Genomic DNA, 21,068 nt, shown 5'->3' with positions numbered 1-21,068 from the left:
ACACACCCGCCCTTAAATTTGCGACTGGGCGACATTGGGTGAAAAGCACTGGAATGGCCGACATCGGCGGACGTTGTAATAGTTCTTCCGCCGTAAAAGGCCTGTACCGAAATGCAACACGGTAAATCGGACACCGCTTCTCGAAGCACGTCACATACACACCGCCAGATGACCGAAACCGCCCAAATGCAGGTTATCGGCGCGCCCTCAGCCGTCTGATTCGTGTTCACCGCTGTGCAGACTGTTTCAACGAAGTTCGTCAAAACTGCCCCCATACCGCCCCCATTGCAGAATTTTAGCCCTTCTACGGAGGATTTTTGGAAGACTCTATCCGCACAAACGACTGTATTTGCACTTAAAAAATGGTAGGCGGCGACGGGTTCGAACCGCCGACCCTCTCGGTGTAAACGAGATGCTCTGACCAGCTGAGCTAGCCGCCCTTGGACCGGAAGGGCTTATGCCCTTTGGCCCTCAGCCGTTCAAGGCGCTTTTCAGCCCCTCGCCGGGGCGAAAGCGCGCAGTGCGGGAGGCGGCGCGGGCGATGGCCTCGCCGGTCTGCGGATTGCGGGCCACCCCGGCCTTGCGATCGACAGGACTGAAACTGCCGAAACCGATCAGCTTGACGTCCCTGCCCTGCGACAAGGCCTCGACGACGCCGTCGGTGAAGGCCTCCAGCGCCGTTTTCGCCTGGTCACGACTGATGCTCGCGGCCTGGGCCATGCGGCCGATGAGTTCGGCTTTGGTCATGTGATCCTCCCAAGCGCGCCAGTAAACGGCCGATTGGAGCTCGCGTCAAAAGCGAAAAACGCCGCCGACGGATGTCGGCGGCGTTTTCCCCTAGACCTAGGTCGAGCGTCAGTGGCTGACGGTGGCCGAAACGCCGTCAATGGGCGCCGGAGGCGCGGGCAGAGGCTCGGCGGCCTCGTCCCATTCGACGGGCGTCAGCGTGCCGACCAGGGCCCATTTCAGGGCCTCGTCCGCCGTGGAAATCGGCACGATCTCCAGCGCCGACTTCACATTGTCCGGCACGTCCGCCAGGTCCTTCTCGTTCTCCTGGGGGATCAGCACCGTCTTGACGCCCGAACGGAGCGCCGCGAGCAGCTTCTCCTTCAGACCGCCGATGGCGGTGACCCGGCCGCGCAGGGTAATCTCGCCGGTCATGGCGATGTCCTTGCGGATCGGGATGCCCGTCAGGACCGAGACCATGGCCACGGTCATGGCGACGCCGGCGGACGGACCGTCCTTGGGCGTGGCGCCGTCCGGCACGTGGACGTGGATGTCGGTCTTCTCGAACACCGGCGGCTTGACGCCGAAGGCGAGCGCCCGCGAGCGGACATAGGAGGCGGCGGCGGAGATCGACTCCTTCATCACCTCCTTCAGGTTGCCGGTCACGGTCATGCGGCCGCGGCCCGGCATCTTGATCGCCTCGATGGTCAGGATGTCGCCGCCGAATTCGGTCCAGGCCAGGCCGGTGACGATGCCGACCTGATCCTCCTCGTCCGTCTCGCCATAGCGGAACTTCCGGACGCCGGCGTATTCGGCCAGCTTCTCGGCGTCCACCGTGATCGACGTGACCTTGGTCTTGGCCATCTCGCGCACGGCCTTGCGAGCCAGGCCGCCCAGGGCGCGTTCCAGCGACCGCACCCCGGCCTCGCGGGTGTAGTAACGGATCAGGTCGCGGATCGTGTCTTCCGGCACGATCAGTTCGTCGGCCTTCAGCCCATGGTCCGTCAGCTGTTTGGGCAGGACGTGACGCTTGGCGATCTCGACCTTCTCGTCCTCGGTGTAGCCCGACACCCGGATGATCTCCATCCGGTCCATCAGCGGCTGCGGCATGTTCAGGCTGTTGGCCGTCGTCACGAACATGACCTGGGACAGGTCGTAGTCCACCTCCAGATAGTGGTCGCCGAAGGTCGAATTCTGGGCCGGGTCCAGCACCTCGAGCAGGGCCGAGGACGGGTCGCCGCGCCAGTCGGACCCCAGTTTGTCGATCTCGTCCAGCAGGACGAAGGCGTTGGTCGTCTTGGCCTTCTTCATCGACTGGATGATCTTGCCGGGCATGGAGCCGATATAGGTCCGGCGGTGACCGCGGATCTCGCTTTCGTCGCGCACGCCGCCCAGCGACATGCGGACATATTCACGCCCGGTCGCCTTGGCGATGGACTTGGCCAGCGAGGTCTTGCCGACGCCGGGAGGGCCGACGAGGCACAGGATCGGCCCCTTCAGGCTGCCGGTGCGGGCCTGGACGGCCAGATATTCGATGATCCGTTCCTTGACCTTCTCCAGGCCGAAGTGGTCCTCCTCGAGGATCTCCTCCGCCTTGTTGAGGTCGATCGGCTTCTGCTTGGCCTTGCCCCACGGCACGGACAGCAGCCAGTCGAGATAGTTGCGGACCACGGTCGATTCGGCCGACATCGGCGACATGTTGCGCAGCTTCTTGACCTCGGCCTCGGCCTTGGTGCGCGCCTCCTTGGACAGGCGCGTCTTACGGATGCGCTTCTCCAGGTCCATGATCTCGTCGCGCGCGTCGTCGGTCTCGCCCAGCTCGCGCTGGATCGCCTTCATCTGCTCGTTCAGATAATATTCGCGCTGGGTCTTCTCCATCTGGCGCTTCACGCGCGAGCGGATCTTCTTCTCGACCTGGAGGACGGAGATTTCACCCTCCATCAGGCCGTAGACCTTCTCCAGCCGCTTGGGCACGTCGATGGTTTCCAGCAGGCCCTGTTTGTCGGCGATCTTGACCGACAGGTGGGCGGCGACCGAGTCGGCCAGCTTGGAGGCGTCGGTGATCTGGGGGATGGAACTGAGGGCCTCGGGCGGGACCTTCTTGTTCAGCTTCACATAGTTCTCGAACTGTTCGACCACGGCGCGCAGCATGGCCTCGGCCTGGGAAGCCTCGCCCGGCTCGTCCTCGATCTCGACGGCCTCGGCCTCGAAATAGTCCTCGCGGTCGGTGAAGCGGGTCAAACGCGCCCTGCCCTTGCCCTCGACCAGGACCTTGACGGTGCCGTCGGGCAGTTTCAGCAGCTGCAGCACGCTGGCCAGCACGCCGATGGGATAGATGGCGTCGGGCGACGGATCGTCGTCGACGCTGTTCTTCTGGGTGGCCAGAAGGATCTGCTTGTCGCCCTTCATGATCTCGTCGAGCGCCTTCACCGACTTCTCGCGGCCGACGAAGAGCGGCACGACCATGTGGGGGAAGACGACGATGTCGCGCAGCGGCAGGACGGGCAGGATCTTGGTTTCAGTCATGGATGCGTACTCCTGGGCCATTGATGATCGCCGGCCCGCCGTCACGGTCGATCGGGCAAGAGGCCCGACCGGCGCATGACGGCCCGTCGATTCCGACGGCGTTCGGATGAGTATGTGGTTTGAAAGCGCCCCGGTTCAAGCGTGACGGCCGAACCGCCCACATCTGCGTGGTTTGGGGGCATCGGCGACGCGGGCGACCGGAGGCGCCGACGCGCTTTCGCAGCGAAGTTCGGGGAGGGCGTGGGACGCCGGGTCTGCACCCGGGGTTTGGAGTTTTAATTACCGTTTCGGCGCAGTCGTCGTCCCACGCGGTCGTTTTCCACACGCACTCCGGCTGGCGGCCCTCTTTTTAGAGCCTTGCCGGATCGGCGGGTCGTCTTGCGACGGCTTCGCCGGGGCGGACATGCCGACAAAGGTCGACAGCGGTCCGCTTTCCTAGGCGTGCGGCGAGCAGGGGACGGCATCCATCGCCGCCCCTAAGGACCCCGGCGGTCTCCTCCCCACCGGCTTCATCGCTCGACCACAGCCCCGCCGCCGTCAGGGCGTTGGATCCGACGCCCTCCCCATCGGCGGGGATGATCAGAGCATATGGGCGCCGGCGGGTAGGGCGAGGAAATAGGGGTGAGATTCTTGTAGAGCATTGAAATCTTTAGGAACGGACCAGCGTCATTGTGCGCGCTGGGTCATGTAATCGACCATCACAGACCTTCCCCCGCTTGCGGGGGAAGTGTCAGGCCGTGGCGCGTAGCGACACGCCTGACGATGGGGGAAGTCTTCTAGTTCGAGCAAGACTTCCCCCTCCGACCCTGGTCCGCTGCGCGGACGCCGGGCCACCTCCCCCGCAAGCGGGGGAGGGTCTGCTGCTCCGGCGGTGGGGATAACCCTTGCCAGCGTCTGACACCGACTCGCCCCCCACCTGGCGTGCGCTGACGCGCCCGCCTGTCCTCCCCGTCGGCCTTCGCCGACGGGGAGGTGAAAAAAAAGGGCCGGAGCGTTGTCGCTCCGGCCCTTCATTTGAGTGCGACTGCGGCCGGATCAGGCGGCGCCGTCGGCCTTCTTCTTCGAGGCTTCGGAATAGATCAGCAGGGGCTGGGCCTTGCCGTCGATGACCTCGGCGTTGACCACCACCTCCTCGACGCCTTCGAAGGTCGGCAGTTCGAACATGGTTTCCAGCAGAATGCCTTCCAGGATCGAACGCAGGCCGCGCGCGCCGGTCTTGCGGGTGATGGCCTTCTTGGCGACGGCGATCAGGGCGTCGTCGGTGAAGGTCAGGTCGACATTCTCCATCTCGAACAGGCGCTTGTACTGTTTGACCAGGGCGTTCTTCGGCTCGGTCAGGATGGTGACCAGGGCCGCTTCGTCCAGGTCCTCCAGCGTCGCCAGCACGGGCAGACGGCCGATGAACTCGGGGATCAGGCCGAACCGCATCAGGTCGTCGGGCTCGACATTCTTCAGAATATCGCCGGTGCGACGCTCGTCGATCTCCTTGACCTTGGCGCCGAAGCCGATCGAGGCGCCCTCGCCCCGCGCCGAGATCACCTTCTCCAGGCCGGCGAAGGCGCCGCCGACGATGAAGAGGATGTTGGCGGTGTCGACCTGCAGGAACTCCTGCTGCGGATGTTTGCGGCCGCCCTGCGGCGGCACGGAGGCGACCGTGCCTTCCATGATCTTCAGCAGGGCCTGTTGCACGCCCTCGCCCGAGACGTCGCGGGTGATCGAGGGATTGTCCGACTTGCGGCTGATCTTGTCGATTTCGTCGATGTAGACGATGCCGCGCTGGGCCCGTTCGACATTGTAGTCGGAGGCCTGGAGCAGCTTCAGAATGATGTTCTCGACATCCTCGCCCACATAACCGGCTTCGGTCAGGGTGGTGGCGTCGGCCATGGTGAAGGGCACGTCGATGATTCGGGCCAGGGTCTGAGCCAGCAGCGTCTTGCCCGAACCGGTCGGGCCGATCAGCATGATGTTGGACTTGGCCAGTTCGACGTCGTTGTTCTTCGTCGCGTGGTTCAGACGCTTGTAATGGTTGTGGACGGCGACCGAGAGGACCTTCTTGGCGTGCGACTGGCCGATGACGTAATCGTCCAGGACGTCGCGGATCTCCTTCGGCGTGGGCACGCCGTCGGTCGTCTTCTTGAACCCGATCTTGTGCTCTTCACGGATGATGTCCATGCACAGTTCGACGCACTCATCGCAGATGAAGACGGTCGGGCCCGCAATCAGTTTGCGGACCTCGTGCTGGCTCTTTCCGCAGAACGAGCAGTAGAGGGTGCTTTTGGCGTCAGAGCCGGCTGCTTTGGTCATAGACCCTATATCTCACTCCCGCGGAGCGGACCGAAATGGCCCGAAACGCGCTTCCTCCACGTTGATTCCAGCACTCTGGACGCAAAGGTCTTCAAAAAATGACAATCACCCATCCCACGTTCCACGACAACCCCGAAGGACGCAGGGGATTGTTGCAGTGCGTGGATGGATCAGTGTCGACGGGGATCAAGGCGAATGTCTGACATGGGAAGCCTGCAGGATTTGCGCCAGTCCCGGATCAAGTCGGGACACGACGGGCGGCCGATCGTGGCCTTCGACTTCGACGGCACCCTGACCATTCGCGACAGTTTTATCCAGTTCCTGCGCTGGCGCGCCGGGCCGGGCGGCTGGGCCCTGGGGCTGGTCAAGCTGGCGCCGGCGGTGGCCGCCTATGCCCGGGACCGGGACCGGGGCCGGATCAAGGCGGCGTCGGTCAAGGAATTCCTGCTGGGCGTCGAGCGGGCGACGCTGGAGGCGGAGGCCGAGCGATTCGCCGCGCGGGTCTGGAGCCGTTTCATGCGGCCCGACGCCCTGGCCGTGTGGAACGACTGGGGCGAGCACGGCGCCCATCGCGTAATCGTGACCGCCTCGCCGGTGACGACCGTGGCGCCCTTCGCCCGGAGACTGGGCGCCGACGCCCTGTTGGGCACCCCCCTGGTCTTCGACGCCGAGGACCGCGTCACCGGGGCCTTCGCCGCGCCGAATTGCCGCGGCGAGGAGAAGGTGCGGCGGCTCACGGCCGCCTATGGCGAGGATCTGGTTCTGACGGCCGCCTATGGCGACACCTCGGGAGACACGGAAATGCTGGCCATCGCCGAGGAAAAGGGGTTTCGCGTCTTCACCGGGCGGCCCTGAACAGGGGCCGCCGACCGGATGCGGCGGCGGACCTACTGGCCGTCCGCGTCCACGTCGAAGACGACCGCCTTGCCGCGCGAGGTCGGCTCCCAGCCCGCCGCCATGGCCGAGGCCACCGCATTGCGCACGGCGTCGACATTGACCCGCTGTTTCTCGACATCGGGCCGGCCGTTGGGGCGCAACGGGGGCGGAAACTGCACGATGGCTTCGCGCTTGAAGTCGACATGGCGCAGGGACACGGCCATGCCTTCCCATTGCTTGCCGCCCTTGGGTTGGGGCTGGCGCCGGATTTCCCAAGCGTAGGTCTCGCCGTCGACCTCGACCGTGCCGCTGCTGTCTCGTGTGAATTGCATCCGGCCTGATAGCACAAAAGAAAAAGGGCGCACCTTGGCGCGCCCTTCTCATTGTTCACGATGGCGCGGATCAGGCGCCGGGCGTCTTGACGCCGTCGGCGTCGGCCTGTTCGCGGCGGTCGTAGACGTGGTCGACGATGCCCCAGGCCTTGGATTCTTCCGCGCTCATGAAATGGTCGCGGTCCAGCGTCTTCTCGACCTCTTCATAGGTCCGGCCGGTGTGGTGGACGTAGATCTCGTTCAGACGACGCTTGGTGTAGCGGATGTCCTCGGCGTGGCGCTCGATGTCCGAAGCCTGGCCGCGGAAGCCGCCCGAGGGCTGGTGCACCATGATGCGGGCGTTCGGCAGGGCGATGCGCTGGCCCGCCTCACCGGCCGTCAGGATCAGCGAGCCGGCCGAGGCGGCCATGCCCATGACCACGGTCGAGACCGGGCTCTTGATGTATTGCATGGTGTCGTAGATCGCGAGCGCCGAGGTCACCTGACCGCCGGGGCTGTTGATGTACATGGAGATTTCCTTCTTCGGGTTCTCCGACTCGAGGAACAGCAGCTGGGCGCAGATCAGCGACGCCATACCGTCCTCGAACGGACCGGTCAGGAAGATGATCCGCTCGCGCAGCAGGCGTGAGAAGATATCGAAGGAACGCTCGCCCCGGCTGGATTGCTCCACCACCATGGGGACGAGGTTCATGTTCATCAGTTCGATGGGATCGCGCATTCAAGCCTTCTCGGGATGCCGTGGACGCGATTCAGGCCGCGTCCTTCGTCTCTAGCATATCGCGTCCTGGGGGCGTCGGCGCAAGGCGGGACCTAGCGGTCGGTCGCTTCGTCCGCTCGGGTGTCGCGTTCGCCGGTCATGCCGCGCAGGATATCCTGGGTCTGCTGGGTCCCACGCGCCCGATCCCGGCGCGCAGTATAGAGGGATTTAAGATAGTCCTTGTCCCACTGGGTCAGGCCCGCCGACCGATCCGCGCCCTCTTCGAAGAGGTTCAGCACCGTATCATAGGACGAGGTGTCCGCCTCGGGGTCGATCTGCGCGAGAGAGATCATGGCGATATAGTCGCTGAGGGCGCCGAAGCCGATAAGCCCGATCTTCGAGACGTCGACGATCACGATCACGCGCGCCAGGTCGTCGCGGATATTGGCGCGCAGGCGCGAGGCGTCGCGCACGGCGATGGTCGGCGGGTCTTCGCCGTCCAGGCGGATGGCCAGATCCCCGGTGTCGGCGCTGACCGGAAGACTGACGTGCCACCAGCGCACGGGGGCGTCGGTGGTCTTGAAATGCTCCAGCGCCGCGCTGCCCATGTCGGTCGAACCTCGGGCCGGCCGAAAACCCGTAGGATCGTCGCGGACCAGGGCCGTGGCCAAATCGGCGGCGTCAGCCGCTGCCACGATCATGATGTCCGGCTTGCAGCCGGGTTCGTCGATATCCAGCCCGATCTCGATCGCCGTGCGCGAAATGCGATCCACCATGGTCTGGGCGTAGCGCGGGTTCATGTTGGCGACGCCCACACAGATGGACCGATCCCAGCGGGCCAGCTGGCGCCCCTGCGGCGGGGCGGCGACTTCGCCGATGAAGGCCTGGACCTCGTCCTTCAGCCGACGGCCGGTGACATCGATCTCGCTGAGATTCGTCGGCTCTTGCTGGCTGGGCGCTGGCGGGGGTGATGCTGCGTCCTGCCCAGCCTGCGGGAGGGCACCGCCCGTCAGCAACGCAAGCGAACTCGCGAGGACGATAAGGTTCATCGGGAAGGCTCCAGGCCGCAGAATCGAAAAAGGGGACGCCATAGCGTCCCCTTCTCAATAGTCATTCAACCGGCGGCTGAACAGTTACGCTTCCGTAAGATAGCAGGCCGATCAGCCCTCTTCGTCTTCCTTCAGAAGCTCTTCCTTGGTTATCGGCTTGTCGGTCACTTCGGCCAGGCCGACGATCAGGTCGACGACCTTTTCCTCGTAGATCGGGGCGCGCATCTGGGCGGCGGCGTTGGGGTTCTGGCGGTAGAAGTTCAGGACGGCCTGTTCCTGGCCCGGGTAGTTGCGGGCTTCCTGAAGCAGGGCGGCGTTCAGTTCCTGGTCCGTGACCTGGACGTTGTTGGCGCGGCCGATCTCGGCCAGGACCAGACCCAGGCGCACGCGGCGCTCGGCGATCTTGCGATATTCGGCCTTCAGGTCCGCGTCGGACTTGGCGGCGTCTTCTTCCGGCAGGCGGCCGGCGGCCTTGTCGGCCTCGACCTGTTGCCAGATGCCGTCGAACTCGGCCTCGACCATCTTCGGCGGCAGCGGGAAGTCATGGGCTTCGTCCAGCTGGTCCAGCAGGGCGCGCTTCAGCTTGAAACGGGCGGCGCCGGCGTATTGCTGGTTCAGGTTCTGGCTCAGCAGTTCCTTCAGCTTGTCCAGGGATTCCAGACCGATGCGCTTGGCGAAGTCCTCGTCGACCTTGGCTTCGACCTCGGCCTTAATGGCCTTCACCTTGACGTCGAAGGTGGCCAGTTTGCCGGCTAGGTGGGCGGCCTGATAGTTTTCCGGGAAGGTGACCTCGATGGTCTTTTCCTCACCGACCTTGGCGCCGGTCAGTTGTTCTTCGAAGCCGGGGATGAAACGGCCCGAGCCGATCACCAGGTCCGCGTCCTCGGCGGCGCCGCCGTCGAAGGGTTCGCCGTCCAGCTTGCCCAGGAAGTCGATGGTCAGTTGGTCGCCTTCGGCGGCCTTGACGGTCTTGCCCTTCTTGTCCTCGTAGGACTTGGCCTGGCCGGCCAGTTCCGTCAGGGCCTCGTCCAGATCGGCGTCCGAGGCTTCGTAGGTCGGGCGGTCCAGCTTCAGGGTCTTGGGATCGACCGGGGTGAAGTCCGGCATGATCTCCAGGGCCATCTCATAGGCCAGGTCTTCCTGACCGGCGATGACCTTGTCCATGTCGGAGGTCAGCTTCATCTCGGCCGGAGCGGCCGGACGAATCTTGGCCTCGTCCAGGGCCTTCTGGCTGGTCTCGTTCAGTTCGGCGTTGATGATCTCGCCCATGAACTCGCGGCCGAAGGTCTTCTTGACGTGGGCGACCGGCACCTTGCCCGGGCGGAAGCCCTTCAGCTTCACCTGGGGGGCGACTTCCTTGACGCGGGCTTCGAGCTTCTCGTTCAGCTCCGCGACGGGGATGGTGACCGCGAGCACGCGGCTGAGGCCTTCGTTCGACTTTTCGACGACTTGCATGGTCGGGATTTCTGACGCTCTGGGGCGCATGGACCGTCGAGACGGTCGGCGCGGAATGGATAAAGCAAGAAGGCCGCCCCGTTAGGAGCGGCGCCTCGAAGCCCGCCCTTATGTCGAGAAGGGCTCCAAAGGTCAACGCGAGCGTGGCCTCGGACGGTGGTTTCACGCCGCATCACGGCTTATGTTGGCCGAATGAGCCAGCCCGCCTCCCCCATCGGCGTCTTCGTCACGCCCGTCACCCCGCTTCAGCAGAACTGCACCACCGTCTGGTGCACCGCCACGAACAAGGCGGCGGTGATCGATCCGGGCGGGTCGGTCGATGCGGTTCTCGGCGAGGTGACGCGGCGCGGCCTGACCCTGGACCAGATCTGGATCACCCACGGCCACCTCGACCACGCCGGCGGCGCGGCCGAGATGCAGGAGAAGACCGGGGTCCAGATCACCGGCCCGCAGAAGGCCGATCAGTTCTGGATCGATCGGATCGTCGAGAGCGGCCGAATGTACGGCCTGCCCGATGCGCGGCCGTTTACTCCCGACCGCTGGCTGGAAGACGGCGACACGGTCAGCCTGGGCGAGACGACCTGGGAGGTGCGCCACTGCCCCGGCCATACGCCGGGCCATGTGATCTTCTTCAACCGCGCGGCGCGATTCGCCCAGGTGGGCGACGTGCTGTTCAAGGGATCTGTCGGCCGCACCGACTTCCCGATGAGCGATCCGCCCGCCCTGATCCGCGCCGTGGTCGAGAAGCTGTGGCCGCTGGGCGACGACGTGACCTTCGTGCCGGGGCACGGGCCGATCTCGACCTTCGGCGAGGAGCGACGGACCAATCCCTTCGTGTCGGATGCGGCGCTGCAAAGGGCGCCGATCCAGCGGGAACCGGTGGGGCCGGCCTAGATCAGCGGCGCAGAAGCATGCCGATGATGACGCCGACGCCCAGGGCGTAGAGGGTGGTCTTCATCGGCTGGTCGCGGATGCCGTCACGGGCGGTTTCGACCCGGCCGACCACCTTGCTGCGGATCAGTTCGGCGTCGTCGCGCAGGGCCTGACGCAGGGACGTCGTGTCTTCAAAGCTGCGGCGTTCGCCTTCGGCCAGGATGGCGTCGGCCTGACGGTCCAGACGCTGGGTCAGGGTGTCGTCTTCCAGGACGATGTCGTCCGGCGATGCGGGGGTGATGGGGGTCTGGGTCATGGGGATCTCCGGGGTTCGGACACTGAACCGGCGCGCCCCGATCCAGTTCCAACCCCGCCGTGAACATTGCGGGTCGCGTGGCGTTCTTTCAGCATCAAAGGAGAAGACCATGACCTATGTCGAACCCACGCCCCCCGGAACGCCGCAACCTGAAATTCAGCCGGAGCCGACGCCCCAGCCCGAAATCGATCCGTCCGACACGCCCGACGAAATGCCGCCGATGGAGCCCGGCGGCGGCGACGAAGGCGATTCCCGCCCCTACGGAGCCGATTGAAGTCAAACCACAAAGACGTTCAGAGGCGGGACAGTAAAACGAAGTTCCGCACGGAACCGTCACCGAGTCACAGGGTTCACTTCGGCAAGCGCAACCGCAGCACTGAAAGGAACACCGATGGACAGCCAACCCACGCGACCCTCCGGCGTTTCCAAGCGAGGCTTCGCCTCGATGGATCCGGAACGGCAGCGCGAGATCGCGCGAAAAGGGGGCGCCAGCGTCCCCAGCGAAAAGAGAAGCTTCTCCCAGGATCGCAGTCTGGCGGCCCAGGCCGGACGCAAGGGCGGCGAGGCCTCGCATGGGCCGAAGAAGGACGCGGCTTCGAACGAAGCCGAGTGATACGGCTTCAGTGAGAGTCTGCAGGGCGGCGCGTCGAAGATGCGCCGCCCTTTTTCTGTTCCCCGTGGCTCTGCGGACAAGTCCTGAATGAGAGAGACAGCGACACGGGCAAAGGTCGGACGCCGGCGCCCGTAAGCGGACCTTTCAAACGGCTGTTATGGGTGGTTAGCGGACCTAACGATCCGTGACGTTGATTGCGATCATGGTTGGTTCGCGCGCGTCGTTCGTCCAGATCGAGAGGCTGGTCAGTTGCGTGGGAACGGCGATTTCGATCAGCGTCTTCAGTTCAGCGTCGCTAACCACCAGTCGCCGGGCCGAAGTGGAGATTTCACCGCTGAAGGCTAGCGCGAGGTCAGCGTGATCAACATTCGATCCAACAATCACCCGCGTGTACCCATCTACCTCAGCGAGGGTTCCAATGCAGACGCAACGGTCGTCGGCCCAGAGCCGGGCCGGACCGTCCCCAAAAGGGGGAGCATCGACTTCCACGCTACCGCCAACCAATATGAACGAGCCGGGCGCGCGAGCTAAAGCCTCTTTATGTCCCACGGTCGAAAGCTCCTCGCGCATTCACAAGCGTCGAACCTGCCCGTTGCGCTGAATGTCCGCAACGGGTCGAAGCCGGTCAAAAGCACGGGGCCGAATAGCGGACTTAGGCTTTGAGCCAAACGAAGGTCGCAGAAGCGGCTTCCTCGGCATCAGCCATGGTTTGGTAGAAACCTGAAGTCTCGCCGGGGACCCACGTTGCACCACCAAGCTCTGGTATTTCAGGGGCGGGGTCATACAGACGCCACAAGGTGAACCGGCACAATCCGTGGTCACCTTCCTCAACGGTCACCTCCAACTGTCCGTCGGGGCTCGCCCGGCGCATCCGCTCACGATATTCGGTCATGGAGGATCAGTAGCCCACCTTCGAAAACTCTCAACGTCCGCTTTGGGTCGCGAAGTGAAATTGACCCACCGTCAGAAAGCCGACCTTCAGATCGCGACTGTAGGCGTCGTCGGCCTTGGCTAAGGCTCGCCACAGGGTTCACCCCCGCAGCAGGGCCAGGGCCACGCGGGGTTCGGGCGAAACCTCGAAACCGGCCATGGACCAGCCGGACTCCTTGGCCAGGGCCTCGACCGACTCCCGCGTGAACTTGCGCGAGTTCTCGGTGTGGATCGTCTCGCCGGCCATGAAGTTGAAGGCGCTGGCGCCGATGCGGGCGATGGTTTGACGCGTGGCCTGGAGGTGCATCTCCATCCGCGACTGATCCGGGTTCCAGACGGCGCGATGGACGAAGGCGTCCAGGTCGAAATCGGCGTTCAGGTCGGCGTTGGCCCGGACGAGGAGGTTTCGGTTGAAGGCGGCGGTGACGCCCTGACTGTCGTCATAGGCGGCGACCAGGGTCGCGGGATCCTTGACTAGATCGACGCCCAGGATGAACAGCGCCCCCTCCCCCAGCATCCGGCGGGCCGAGGCCAGGAACCGCACCGCCTCGTCCGGCTCCAGATTGCCGATGGTCGAGCCGGGGAAGAAACCGATGCGCCGGCCGTGCGGAAGATCGTCCGGCAGGGGGGACAGGTGTTCGAAATCGCCCAGCAGCGGCTGCACCCGCAGACCGGGATAGTCGGCGGCGAGGCGGGCGACGGCGTCCAGCAGGGCCGACTCGCTGATGTCCAGCGGCACATAGGCGCCGAGGTCGGGCGCGGCGTCCAGCAGGAGGCGGGTCTTTTCGCTGGCCCCCGATCCGAACTCGACCAGGACGGCGTCGGGGCCGAAGTCGGCGGTCAGGGCGGCGGCGCGGTCGCGCAGCAGGGACGTCTCCTGACGGGTCGGATAATATTCCGGCAGGGCGGTGATGTCCTCGAACAGGCGCGAGCCCTCGGCGTCGTAGAACCATTTGGGCGGCACGGCCTTCTGGCCGCGCGACAGGCCCTGGACCAGGTCACGCCGGAAGGCGGCGGTCTGGGTGTCGTCCTCGGGGGAAAGCTTGCGCTCGTGCGGGGCGTCTTCGGCCAGTCTCAGACCCATGAAGGCCCACCTCTGTTGGGGGTAGAAGAAGTTGCGATAGGTGATGCGGGCGTGGCCGGGCGGCGTGGCGAAGGCGCCGCCGCGCAGGACCATCTGATTGGCCATGAACTTGCCATTGTACTCGGCCGCCGTGCCGGGCGTCGGCTGGAAGCCGGGGTATGGGGCGTAGGCGCTGGACGTCCACTGCCAGACCTCGCCCGACAGGTTGGAGAAGGCGTCGGGGGCCGTGGTCGCGGCGTGCTCCCACTCGGCCTCGGACGGCAGGCGTTTGCCGGCCCAGCGGGCGTAGGCGTCGGCCTCGTAGAAGCTGACATGACGCACCGGGGCGGCGGGATCGACGGGAACGCGGCCGGTCAGGCTCATGACCGTCCAGTCGTCGCCGTCGCGGCGCCAGTAGAGGGGCGCGGTCCAGCCTTCAGCCTTCACCGTGGCCCAGCCGTCGGACAGCCAGAGCTCGGACCGGGCGTAGCCGCCGTCAGCGATGAAGCCCAGCCAGTCGCCGTTGGTCACGAGGTCTGCGGCCAGGGCGAAGGGCTCCAGCCAGACCCGATGCGCCGGACCCTCGTTGTCAAAGGCGAAACCGGCGCCGTCGTGACCGATCGAGACCAGGCCGCCGTCGAAGGCGACGACGCCGCCGCGCGGGGGCTCCAACGAGGCCTGTCGCGGCTCGACCCCATAGGCGGCGGGGTCCAGCGGCGAGCGGGACATCAGGTTCAGCAGGTCCATCAGGAACAGCTCCTGATGCTGCTGGTCGTGGTGGAGGCCCAGTTCGAACAGATAGAGTTGCTGACCGCTGGACGGACCCGAGGCCAGCCAGGCGGCCATGCGGCGATCGATCTCGCGCCGATAGGCCAGGACCTCGTCCACCGAGGGGCGGGTCATCAGGCCGCGCTGGGGCCGGGGCACCCGTTCGCCCAGGGCCTCGTAGTAGGAGTTGAACAGCTGCTGGAAGCGCGGATCGACCGGCGCGTAGCCCGGATCGGCCGAGAGGATCATCGCCTCGAAGAACCAGCTGGTGTGGGCCAGGTGCCATTTGCCGGGACTGCAATCCGGCATGGACTGGGCCGACAGGTCCTCGGGCGAAAGGCCGTCGGCCAGGGCGGGCATGGCGGCCCGGGTCTCCCTGAAACGCGCCACATCCGACGCCGCCCGCGTATCGGGCTCGAAGCGAGCATTCATGTCAGCCGTTCCGTCCCGCCTCAGCCCCGAAGCCCCGGCGGGCGTCGCGTCGTCCAAGCAGAACGAACGTGACGCCTCAGCCGGGGTTCCCTTGATCTAGGAAGCGTAACAGTGAATTCAACGCACCGGCTTGCCGCCGTGTTTGGCGTACTCCAGCCGGGCGATGCTGCGGTTGTGAACCTCGTCCGGGCCGTCGGCGATCCGCAGGGTGCGCACCGTCGCATAGAGTTCGGCCAGGGGCGTGTCGCCCGAGACGCCGGCGCCGCCGAAGGCCTGGATGGCGTCGTCGATGACCTGAAGCGCCATGCGGGGGGCGGCGACCTTGATCTGGGCGATTTCGGAGCGGGCGTTCTTGGCCCCCGCCTCGTCCATCATCCAGGCGGCTTTCAGCACCAGCAGGCGGCACATCTCGATATTGGTGCGGGCGTCGGCGACCCGCTGCTCCCAGACCGAATGTTCGGCCAGCTGTTTCCTGAAGGCGGTGCGGTTCAGGAGGCGCTTCACCATCAGCTCCAGCGCCCGTTCGGCCGCGCCGATCACACGCATGCAGTGGTGGATCCGGCCGGGGCCAAGCCGACCCTGGGCGATCTCGAACCCCCGGCCCTCGCCGGCGATCAGGTTCGAGGCGGGGACGCGGACGTTCTCCAGCACCACCTCGGCGTGGCCGATGGGACGTTCGTCATAACCGAACACCGACAGCATCCGCTCGACGCGGAAGCCGGGCGTGTCAACGGGAACGATGATCTGGGACTGCTGGGCGTGAGTGGCGGCGTCGGGGTCGGTCTTGCCCATGACGATGGTCACGGCGACGTTCGGGTGGGCCATGTTCGTCGACCACCATTTGCGGCCGTTGATGACATAGTGGTCGCCGTCGCGCTCGATCCGGGTCTGGATATTGGTGGCGTCGGACGAGGCGACCTCGGGCTCGGTCATCAGGAAGGCCGAACGGATCTGGCCGGCCATCAGGGGCTTCAGCCAGCGGTCCTGCTGCGCGGCGTCGCCGTACATGTGCAGGACTTCCATATTGCCGGTGTCGGGGGCGTTGCAGTTGAACACCTCCGACGACCACAGATGGGCGCCCATCATCTCGGCCAAGGGCGCGTAGTCGAGGTTGGTCAGGCCCGCCCCATGCTCGCCCGGCAGGAACATGTTCCACAGACCGGCGTCACGCGCGGCGGCTTTCATGGCCTCCATGACCGGGGGCTGGCGGTTCGGATTTTCGCGCACCTGGGCGAAATATTCGGCCTCGCGCGGGATGACCTGTTCGTCGAGGAAACGGCGCACGCGGGCGTGCCAGTCCAGGGCGCGGTCGGAATGTCTGAAGTCCATGTCGTTTCCTCTTCTTCGGTCGCGCCTCTGACGGGCGCTGATACGAAAACGGCGCGGCCCCGAGGGGAGCCGCGCCGCAATCAACTATTGATCAATCCAGCATCAGCGCTTCAGCAGCGGGGCCAGCTTCTGGGCGATCATCATGTCGCCGGCGATCTTCAGCTTGCCCTGCATGAAGGCCATCATCGGGTCCAGCTTGCCTTCCGACAGGGCCATGAAGTCGTCCCACTTCATCGAGACGGTGGCGTCGGCGGGCTTGTCTTCGTTGGTGACGGTGTTCGGCACCGAGGCACCGTCGATGAAGATCTTGCCCTCGTCGCCGAGGTCGAGCTTGACGGTCTTGCCGAGGCCGGAGTTGTCGCCGACGGCGCCGCGGATATGTTCGGTGACTTGTGCGAGATCAGGCATTGGGGGCGTCTCCCTTGGACGTTGAGACCCCTGCCGTAACCCGCATCGCGCGGGGCGCCAAGATCACGTCGGGTAAAGCTGTCGTCACTTGTCCCCGGGCGAGCGCGAATAGAGGCTGGCCAGGGCCAGGGCGCCCATGAAGAAGGCGAAGGCCGTGACGATGGCGGCGACGAAGGGGACGGCGTCATGGGGCATGGAAAATCTCCTCTGCCCCACCCTCGCGCTACTGCTCGGGCCTCGCCTTGATCCGGATCAAACCTGCCGGATCTGGCCGTCAGGCGTCAGGATCGCCGTCCCGGAACCGCCACTTCATCGCCAGCACGCCCGAGGCCATGACCAGAGCGCATGAGTTGGCGACCGTCACCGGCCAGGCCTGGGTCATGACGCCATAGACGACCCACAGGGCGAAACAGGTCACGGTCAGGGAATAGGTCTTCAGACTGACCGAGGAGGCGTCGCGCTCCTTCCAGATCTTGATGGCCTGGGGCGCGAAACTGGTCACCGAACAGACCGCTGCGGCCGAGCCGACGATATTGGCGATCAGGTCGCTCATGCCGCATTCCCTGCGACCGCGACCGCCCGATGTCAGGGCCGGGAGACAGGCGGCGGCCGCCGCGCCTGCGTCGCCTGTTCGAAGGCGTAACCGAGGGAAAGGATGCGCGCGTCATCCCATTTTCCACCGATAAAGCTGAGACCTACGGGCATATTCTGATCAAATCCCATCGGTACTGTCAGGTGGGGATAGCCGGCGACGGCGGCCAGACGGCTGGCCGCGCCCTGCATGTCGTCGTCGTCCCTGGGGTCATTGGTCCAGGCGCGCGAGGTGGTGGGGGCGACCAGGGCCGACAGGCTGTAAGTCCGCATCAGCCGGTCGATCCCTTCCTCCCCCGCCAGTCGCAGCGAGGTGGCGCGGGCCTGGATATAGTCGGGGTCGTCCAGCCCGCCCAGGGCCTGGGCCTGTTCGAAGATGTCCTGGCCGAACAGCACGGTCTCGCGCGGCTCGGCGGCGTTGAAGGCGATGACCTCAGCCAGGGTACGGGTCTTGACCTGGGTCGGGTCGGTCGAGGCCAGATAGGCGTTCAGATCGTGCTTCAGCTCATACAGCAGCACCTTGAACTCGGCCTCGCCCAGGGTGCGGCCGTCGGGGCCTTCCGGCAGATCGACCAGGACGGCGCCGGCGTCGCGCATAGCTTGGAGGTTCTGTTCGAACACCGCCTGGGTCTCGGGCGAATAGCCCTTGAGGAAACGCATCACGCCGATGCGCGCGCCACGCAGCGACCCGGCGTCGAGGGCGGCGACATAGTCGGTCTTGCGCGCATCCGCCTCGACCGTGGCGGCGTCGGCAGGGTCCGTGCCTGCGATGACCGTCAGCACCCGCGCGGCGTCGCGAACGGTCGCCGCCGTCGGGCCTGCGGTGTCCTGGGAATGGCTGATCGGGACAATATGAGTGCGCGAGACCAGGCCGACCGTGGGCTTGAACCCGACGACCCCGTTGACCGAGGCCGGACAGGTGATCGAGCCGTCGGTCTCGGTGCCTATGGCCGCCGGCGTCAGGCCCAGGGCCACCGCCGCGCCGCTGCCGGACGAGGAGCCGCAGGGGGTGCGGGCGGGGTCATAGGGGTTCAGGGTCTGACCGCCGACCGCGCTCCAGCCGCTGATCGAGTCCGACGAACGGATATTGGCCCATTCCGACAGATTGGTCTTGCCGACGATGACCGCGCCCCCGGCCCGCAGCCGGGCGACCAGAGGGGCGTCGCGGCCCGGCGCATTGTTCGCCAAAGCCAGAGACCCGGCCGTGGTCGGCATGTCCGCCGTCTCGATATTGTCCTTCAGCAGGATCGGCATTCCGGACACGGCGGACACGCCGCGGCCGGTCGGCGAAGAGTCGCTCCAGCGCAGGACGGCGTGGGCGCTGTCGTTCAGGCGGCCGGCCGCGACCACAGCTGCGGCGGACGGATATTCCCCGGCCTGACCGCCCGCCCCGGCCGCACATCCCGCCAGGGACAGCGCGACCGCAGCCGCGAGGATCAGTCGGCGGCCGGTTCCGCCCGCTTGCCGATCGTGCGGTCGAGGAAGTCGAGATAGGTGCGCCATTGCTGAAGTTGCCTCGGTTCGCCGCGGACGCCGTGTCTTTGGCCGGGATAGAGCATCATCTCGAACGGCGTGCTCTTGGCCTGGAGGGCGTCGATGACCCGTGTGGCGTTGCCGAAGATGACATTGTCGTCGGCCATGCCGTGCAGGATCAGCAGACGGCCGGTCAGATCATCCAGGCGCGGCAGGATGTCGGTGGCGGCATAGCCGTCCGGGTTGTCCTGGGGCGTGGACATGTAGCGTTCGGTGTAGTGGGTGTCGTACAGACTCCACTCGGTCGGGGCGGCGCCGGCGAGGGCCGAGGCCAGTCCCGCCTCCCGATCGGTCAGGGTCAGCAGGCTGAGGAAACCGCCGAAGCTCCAGCCCATGACCGCGATGTGGTCGGCGTCAACATAAGGCAGGCTTTTCAGCCATTTGGCGGCCAATGCCTGATCCTCGACCGCAGGAAGGCCCAGGCGGCGATAGATGCTGGTCTCGAAGGCCTGGGACCGGTCGCCCTCGCCGCGGTTATCGACACGGAAGACGATATAGCCGGCCTCGGTCAGCAGTTGGTTGGTCAGGGGCTGCCAGCTCTTCTGCACGCCCGCGCCGGTGCCGGGGCCGCCATAGACCTGCATCACCACCGGGTATTTCTTGGTCGGATCGAAGTCGGGCGGGGTGGTCATGCGCCAGACCAGGGTTTCGCCGTGGCTCTGCATCGTGCCGAACTCGGGCGTGCGCAGACGCGAGGCATAGGGGGCGAAGGCGTGGGCGGCGTCGAGCCTGTTCTCCTCGATCCAGCGCACGCGCGTGCCGTCGATCCGGTAGAGGGCCGACTGGGGCGGGGTCCTGGGATCGGAATAGTTGCCGACATAGGCGGTCGCCGGCCCGTTGACCGAGACGTTCCACCAGCCGCCGGCGGGGGTCACCGCCACCGGATCGACGGTGCGATTCAGGCTGGCGCGGAACATCTGCTGTTCGATCGGCAGTTCCTTGCCGTCGCGCATCGAGGCGGTGAAATAGACCTCTCCGGTCTGTTCGTTGACGCCGTCCAGATGTTTGACCGGATAGTCGCCGCGCGTGATGGCCCGGATACGGCGGCCGTTGCGGTCGTACAGATACAGGTGGCGCCAGCCGCTGTCCTCGTTCGACCAGATGAAGCGGCCGTCCGGCAGCACATGGAAGTCATTGTTCAGATCGACCCAGGCCTGGGCCTTCTGGCTGAGGATCACGCGAGAGGCGCCGGTGGCGGGATCGACGCTGAGCAGGTCCAGGGTTTTCTGGTCGCGCGACTGGCGCTGCGCATACAGGGTCTGGCCGTCGCCGGCCCAGTCGACCCGCGCCAGATAGATGTCGGTGTTGGACCCCAGGTCCACCTTGACCCGCGCCCCAGTCTGCAGGTCGCGGACATAGAGTTCGACCACCGCATTGGGCCGGCCGGCGCGGGGATAGCGCTGCTCGACCATGGTGGCGCCGGCGCCGGTGATCTCGAACCGGGGCACGATGTCCACCGGGCGTTCGTCCACGCGCGTCAGGGCGATGTAGCGTTCGTCCGGGCTCCACCAGTAGCCGGTGTCGCGGTCCATCTCCTCTTGGGCGATGAACTCGGCCGTGGCCCAGGTGATCAGGCCGGCGCCGTCGTCGGTGATCGGCGTCTCCTTGCCCGTGGCCAGATCATAGATCACCAGGTTCTGGTCACGGACGTATGAGACGTAATTGCCCTTGGGCGAGACCTTGGCGTCGATCTCGTCGGCGGCGGTCTCGGTCAGGCGGCGCACCTTGCCGTCGGCGCGGCTGGCCAGGAAGATGTCGCCTTCCAGCGGCGCCAGGATGTAGCGGCCCTGCTGATCCCAGGAATAGTCGACGACGCCGCGGGCGCTGATGCGCATCCGCTCGCGCCGGGCTTTCTCGGCCTCGGACAGTTCGCCGGCGTCGGGCACCAGGGCGCGGGCGTCGATCAGCTTGTAGGCCTCGCCCTCGCCGGTCGGCGCGGCCCACAGGTCCTGGACGTCCACATTGTCTTCGCGTGAGCGCAGGAAGGCGACCAGCTGGCCGTCCGGCGACAGGCTGACCCCCTTGGCCACCGGGCCGTTCAGGCTGGGGCTGGAGAAGACCCGCTCGGGCGTCAGGATGTTGGAGGGGGGCTCCTGGGCGACGGCTGAACCGGCCGAGAGGAGGATGGTCGAAGCAAGGAGAACTGTGCGCATGGTCGGCGACGCTAGCGGCCCTTCTGCAAGCCGTCACGAGGAAAAGTCGCCGTTGGGACGACGGCTTTTTCTTCCCTGCGAGGGGTTCTCAGAT

Annotated in this window: 20 protein-coding genes and 1 tRNA gene; 4 read left to right on the top strand and 17 right to left on the bottom strand. The window is 65.9% G+C overall.

Features of this window, described 5'->3' with window-relative positions:
* Nucleotides 1-363 precede the first annotated feature (363 nt).
* The 4 genes from ACVPT3_RS06240 to clpX form a co-directional block, all read right to left on the bottom strand.
* A tRNA-Val gene (locus tag ACVPT3_RS06240) sits at nucleotides 364-440 on the bottom strand.
* Between the two features lie 31 nt (nucleotides 441-471).
* Entirely contained in the window at nucleotides 472-747 is a 276-nt protein-coding gene (locus tag ACVPT3_RS06235; protein ID WP_492043297.1) for an HU family DNA-binding protein, read from the bottom strand.
* Between the two features lie 108 nt (nucleotides 748-855).
* Entirely contained in the window at nucleotides 856-3,252 is a 2,397-nt protein-coding gene (gene lon, locus ACVPT3_RS06230; protein WP_492043296.1) for an endopeptidase La, read from the bottom strand.
* A gap of 1,035 nt (nucleotides 3,253-4,287) precedes the next feature.
* Nucleotides 4,288-5,556 (bottom strand): ATP-dependent Clp protease ATP-binding subunit ClpX, encoded by a 1,269-nt coding sequence (gene clpX / locus ACVPT3_RS06225; RefSeq protein WP_492043295.1) that lies wholly within the window; start codon nucleotides 5,554-5,556, stop codon nucleotides 4,288-4,290.
* Between the two features lie 195 nt (nucleotides 5,557-5,751).
* Between clpX and ACVPT3_RS06220 the strand changes: the two genes are divergently transcribed.
* Nucleotides 5,752-6,411 (top strand): HAD-IB family hydrolase, encoded by a 660-nt coding sequence (locus tag ACVPT3_RS06220; RefSeq protein WP_492043294.1) that lies wholly within the window; start codon nucleotides 5,752-5,754, stop codon nucleotides 6,409-6,411.
* 32 nt (nucleotides 6,412-6,443) lie between these two features.
* Here the strand turns inward: ACVPT3_RS06220 and ACVPT3_RS06215 are convergent, their stop codons facing one another.
* The 4 genes from ACVPT3_RS06215 to tig all read right to left on the bottom strand — a co-directional run bounded on the left by ACVPT3_RS06215 (nucleotide 6,444) and on the right by tig (nucleotide 9,965).
* Nucleotides 6,444-6,764: a hypothetical protein gene (locus tag ACVPT3_RS06215; RefSeq protein ID WP_492043293.1), complete on the bottom strand. Its 321-nt coding sequence runs from the start codon at nucleotides 6,762-6,764 to the stop codon at nucleotides 6,444-6,446.
* Nucleotides 6,765-6,834: 70 nt separating this feature from the next.
* Complete coding sequence (locus ACVPT3_RS06210; RefSeq protein ID WP_492043292.1) at nucleotides 6,835-7,482, bottom strand: ATP-dependent Clp protease proteolytic subunit; 648 nt, start codon at nucleotides 7,480-7,482, stop codon at nucleotides 6,835-6,837.
* A 92-nt stretch (nucleotides 7,483-7,574) separates the two neighbouring features.
* Nucleotides 7,575-8,510 (bottom strand): hypothetical protein, encoded by a 936-nt coding sequence (locus tag ACVPT3_RS06205; protein WP_492043291.1) that lies wholly within the window; start codon nucleotides 8,508-8,510, stop codon nucleotides 7,575-7,577.
* Nucleotides 8,511-8,621: 111 nt separating this feature from the next.
* The gene (gene tig / locus ACVPT3_RS06200) at nucleotides 8,622-9,965 is read right to left on the bottom strand and encodes a trigger factor (protein WP_492043290.1); all 1,344 of its coding nucleotides are present in this window, start codon (nucleotides 9,963-9,965) and stop codon (nucleotides 8,622-8,624) included.
* 192 nt (nucleotides 9,966-10,157) lie between these two features.
* Between tig and ACVPT3_RS06195 the strand changes: the two genes are divergently transcribed.
* Complete coding sequence (locus ACVPT3_RS06195) at nucleotides 10,158-10,859, top strand: MBL fold metallo-hydrolase (protein ID WP_154725341.1); 702 nt, start codon at nucleotides 10,158-10,160, stop codon at nucleotides 10,857-10,859.
* Nucleotide 10,860: 1 nt separating this feature from the next.
* Here ACVPT3_RS06195 and ACVPT3_RS06190 read toward each other — a convergent pair whose 3' ends face one another.
* A complete protein-coding gene (locus tag ACVPT3_RS06190; RefSeq protein WP_492043289.1) occupies nucleotides 10,861-11,154 on the bottom strand; it encodes a hypothetical protein in 294 nt (97 codons plus the stop codon).
* Nucleotides 11,155-11,263: 109 nt separating this feature from the next.
* On the opposite strand from ACVPT3_RS06190, the gene ACVPT3_RS06185 reads away from it, so the two are divergent.
* Both ACVPT3_RS06185 and ACVPT3_RS06180 read left to right on the top strand, forming a co-directional pair.
* Nucleotides 11,264-11,428: a hypothetical protein gene (locus tag ACVPT3_RS06185; protein ID WP_492043288.1), complete on the top strand. Its 165-nt coding sequence runs from the start codon at nucleotides 11,264-11,266 to the stop codon at nucleotides 11,426-11,428.
* Between the two features lie 117 nt (nucleotides 11,429-11,545).
* Entirely contained in the window at nucleotides 11,546-11,767 is a 222-nt protein-coding gene (locus ACVPT3_RS06180) for a con-10 family general stress protein (RefSeq protein WP_291752576.1), read from the top strand.
* 174 nt (nucleotides 11,768-11,941) lie between these two features.
* Here ACVPT3_RS06180 and ACVPT3_RS06175 read toward each other — a convergent pair whose 3' ends face one another.
* From ACVPT3_RS06175 to ACVPT3_RS06140, 8 genes are all read right to left on the bottom strand, one after another.
* Nucleotides 11,942-12,337, bottom strand: coding sequence for a hypothetical protein (locus tag ACVPT3_RS06175; protein WP_492043287.1), 396 nt, complete (start codon nucleotides 12,335-12,337; stop codon nucleotides 11,942-11,944).
* An 82-nt stretch (nucleotides 12,338-12,419) separates the two neighbouring features.
* Nucleotides 12,420-12,659, bottom strand: coding sequence for a hypothetical protein (locus tag ACVPT3_RS06170; protein WP_492043286.1), 240 nt, complete (start codon nucleotides 12,657-12,659; stop codon nucleotides 12,420-12,422).
* A gap of 138 nt (nucleotides 12,660-12,797) precedes the next feature.
* The gene (gene egtB, locus ACVPT3_RS06165) at nucleotides 12,798-14,960 is read right to left on the bottom strand and encodes an ergothioneine biosynthesis protein EgtB (RefSeq protein WP_492043285.1); all 2,163 of its coding nucleotides are present in this window, start codon (nucleotides 14,958-14,960) and stop codon (nucleotides 12,798-12,800) included.
* Between the two features lie 117 nt (nucleotides 14,961-15,077).
* Nucleotides 15,078-16,289, bottom strand: a complete 1,212-nt coding sequence (locus tag ACVPT3_RS06160; RefSeq protein WP_492043284.1) for an acyl-CoA dehydrogenase family protein — start codon at nucleotides 16,287-16,289, stop codon at nucleotides 15,078-15,080.
* Between the two features lie 102 nt (nucleotides 16,290-16,391).
* Nucleotides 16,392-16,697 carry an SCP2 sterol-binding domain-containing protein gene (locus tag ACVPT3_RS06155; protein WP_154726859.1) on the bottom strand — a complete coding sequence of 102 codons (306 nt, stop codon included), beginning with the start codon at nucleotides 16,695-16,697 and terminating at the stop codon, nucleotides 16,392-16,394.
* A 274-nt stretch (nucleotides 16,698-16,971) separates the two neighbouring features.
* Nucleotides 16,972-17,250: a SemiSWEET family sugar transporter gene (locus ACVPT3_RS06150; protein WP_492043283.1), complete on the bottom strand. Its 279-nt coding sequence runs from the start codon at nucleotides 17,248-17,250 to the stop codon at nucleotides 16,972-16,974.
* A gap of 32 nt (nucleotides 17,251-17,282) precedes the next feature.
* Nucleotides 17,283-18,791: an amidase gene (locus ACVPT3_RS06145; RefSeq protein WP_492043282.1), complete on the bottom strand. Its 1,509-nt coding sequence runs from the start codon at nucleotides 18,789-18,791 to the stop codon at nucleotides 17,283-17,285.
* Nucleotides 18,725-20,974: a S9 family peptidase gene (locus ACVPT3_RS06140; RefSeq protein ID WP_492043281.1), complete on the bottom strand. Its 2,250-nt coding sequence runs from the start codon at nucleotides 20,972-20,974 to the stop codon at nucleotides 18,725-18,727. The genes ACVPT3_RS06145 and ACVPT3_RS06140 overlap by 67 nt, the downstream gene beginning before the upstream one ends.
* Between the last annotated feature and the right edge of the window lie 94 nt (nucleotides 20,975-21,068).

Source organism: Brevundimonas sp. FV1ps31S, from assembly GCF_058681265.1.
This window is presented reverse-complemented; position numbering and strand designations above follow the sequence as displayed.

What these genes read in the sequence shown, in the direction of transcription:
- ACVPT3_RS06235 (WP_492043297.1), bottom strand. Translation starts at nt 747, where the DNA reads ATGACCAAAGCCGAACTCATCGGCCGCATGGCCCAGGCCGCGAGCATC.
- lon (WP_492043296.1), bottom strand. Translation starts at nt 3,252, where the DNA reads ATGACTGAAACCAAGATCCTGCCCGTCCTGCCGCTGCGCGACATCGTC.
- clpX (WP_492043295.1), bottom strand. Translation starts at nt 5,556, where the DNA reads ATGACCAAAGCAGCCGGCTCTGACGCCAAAAGCACCCTCTACTGCTCG.
- ACVPT3_RS06220 (WP_492043294.1), top strand. Translation starts at nt 5,752, where the DNA reads ATGTCTGACATGGGAAGCCTGCAGGATTTGCGCCAGTCCCGGATCAAG.
- ACVPT3_RS06215 (WP_492043293.1), bottom strand. Translation starts at nt 6,764, where the DNA reads ATGCAATTCACACGAGACAGCAGCGGCACGGTCGAGGTCGACGGCGAG.
- ACVPT3_RS06210 (WP_492043292.1), bottom strand. Translation starts at nt 7,482, where the DNA reads ATGCGCGATCCCATCGAACTGATGAACATGAACCTCGTCCCCATGGTG.
- ACVPT3_RS06205 (WP_492043291.1), bottom strand. Translation starts at nt 8,510, where the DNA reads ATGAACCTTATCGTCCTCGCGAGTTCGCTTGCGTTGCTGACGGGCGGT.
- tig (WP_492043290.1), bottom strand. Translation starts at nt 9,965, where the DNA reads ATGCAAGTCGTCGAAAAGTCGAACGAAGGCCTCAGCCGCGTGCTCGCG.
- ACVPT3_RS06195 (WP_154725341.1), top strand. Translation starts at nt 10,158, where the DNA reads ATGAGCCAGCCCGCCTCCCCCATCGGCGTCTTCGTCACGCCCGTCACC.
- ACVPT3_RS06190 (WP_492043289.1), bottom strand. Translation starts at nt 11,154, where the DNA reads ATGACCCAGACCCCCATCACCCCCGCATCGCCGGACGACATCGTCCTG.
- ACVPT3_RS06185 (WP_492043288.1), top strand. Translation starts at nt 11,264, where the DNA reads ATGACCTATGTCGAACCCACGCCCCCCGGAACGCCGCAACCTGAAATT.
- ACVPT3_RS06180 (WP_291752576.1), top strand. Translation starts at nt 11,546, where the DNA reads ATGGACAGCCAACCCACGCGACCCTCCGGCGTTTCCAAGCGAGGCTTC.
- ACVPT3_RS06175 (WP_492043287.1), bottom strand. Translation starts at nt 12,337, where the DNA reads ATGCGCGAGGAGCTTTCGACCGTGGGACATAAAGAGGCTTTAGCTCGC.
- ACVPT3_RS06170 (WP_492043286.1), bottom strand. Translation starts at nt 12,659, where the DNA reads ATGACCGAATATCGTGAGCGGATGCGCCGGGCGAGCCCCGACGGACAG.
- egtB (WP_492043285.1), bottom strand. Translation starts at nt 14,960, where the DNA reads ATGAATGCTCGCTTCGAGCCCGATACGCGGGCGGCGTCGGATGTGGCG.
- ACVPT3_RS06160 (WP_492043284.1), bottom strand. Translation starts at nt 16,289, where the DNA reads ATGGACTTCAGACATTCCGACCGCGCCCTGGACTGGCACGCCCGCGTG.
- ACVPT3_RS06155 (WP_154726859.1), bottom strand. Translation starts at nt 16,697, where the DNA reads ATGCCTGATCTCGCACAAGTCACCGAACATATCCGCGGCGCCGTCGGC.
- ACVPT3_RS06150 (WP_492043283.1), bottom strand. Translation starts at nt 17,250, where the DNA reads ATGAGCGACCTGATCGCCAATATCGTCGGCTCGGCCGCAGCGGTCTGT.
- ACVPT3_RS06145 (WP_492043282.1), bottom strand. Translation starts at nt 18,791, where the DNA reads ATGGCGCACCTATCTCGACTTCCTCGACCGCACGATCGGCAAGCGGGC.
- ACVPT3_RS06140 (WP_492043281.1), bottom strand. Translation starts at nt 20,974, where the DNA reads ATGCGCACAGTTCTCCTTGCTTCGACCATCCTCCTCTCGGCCGGTTCA.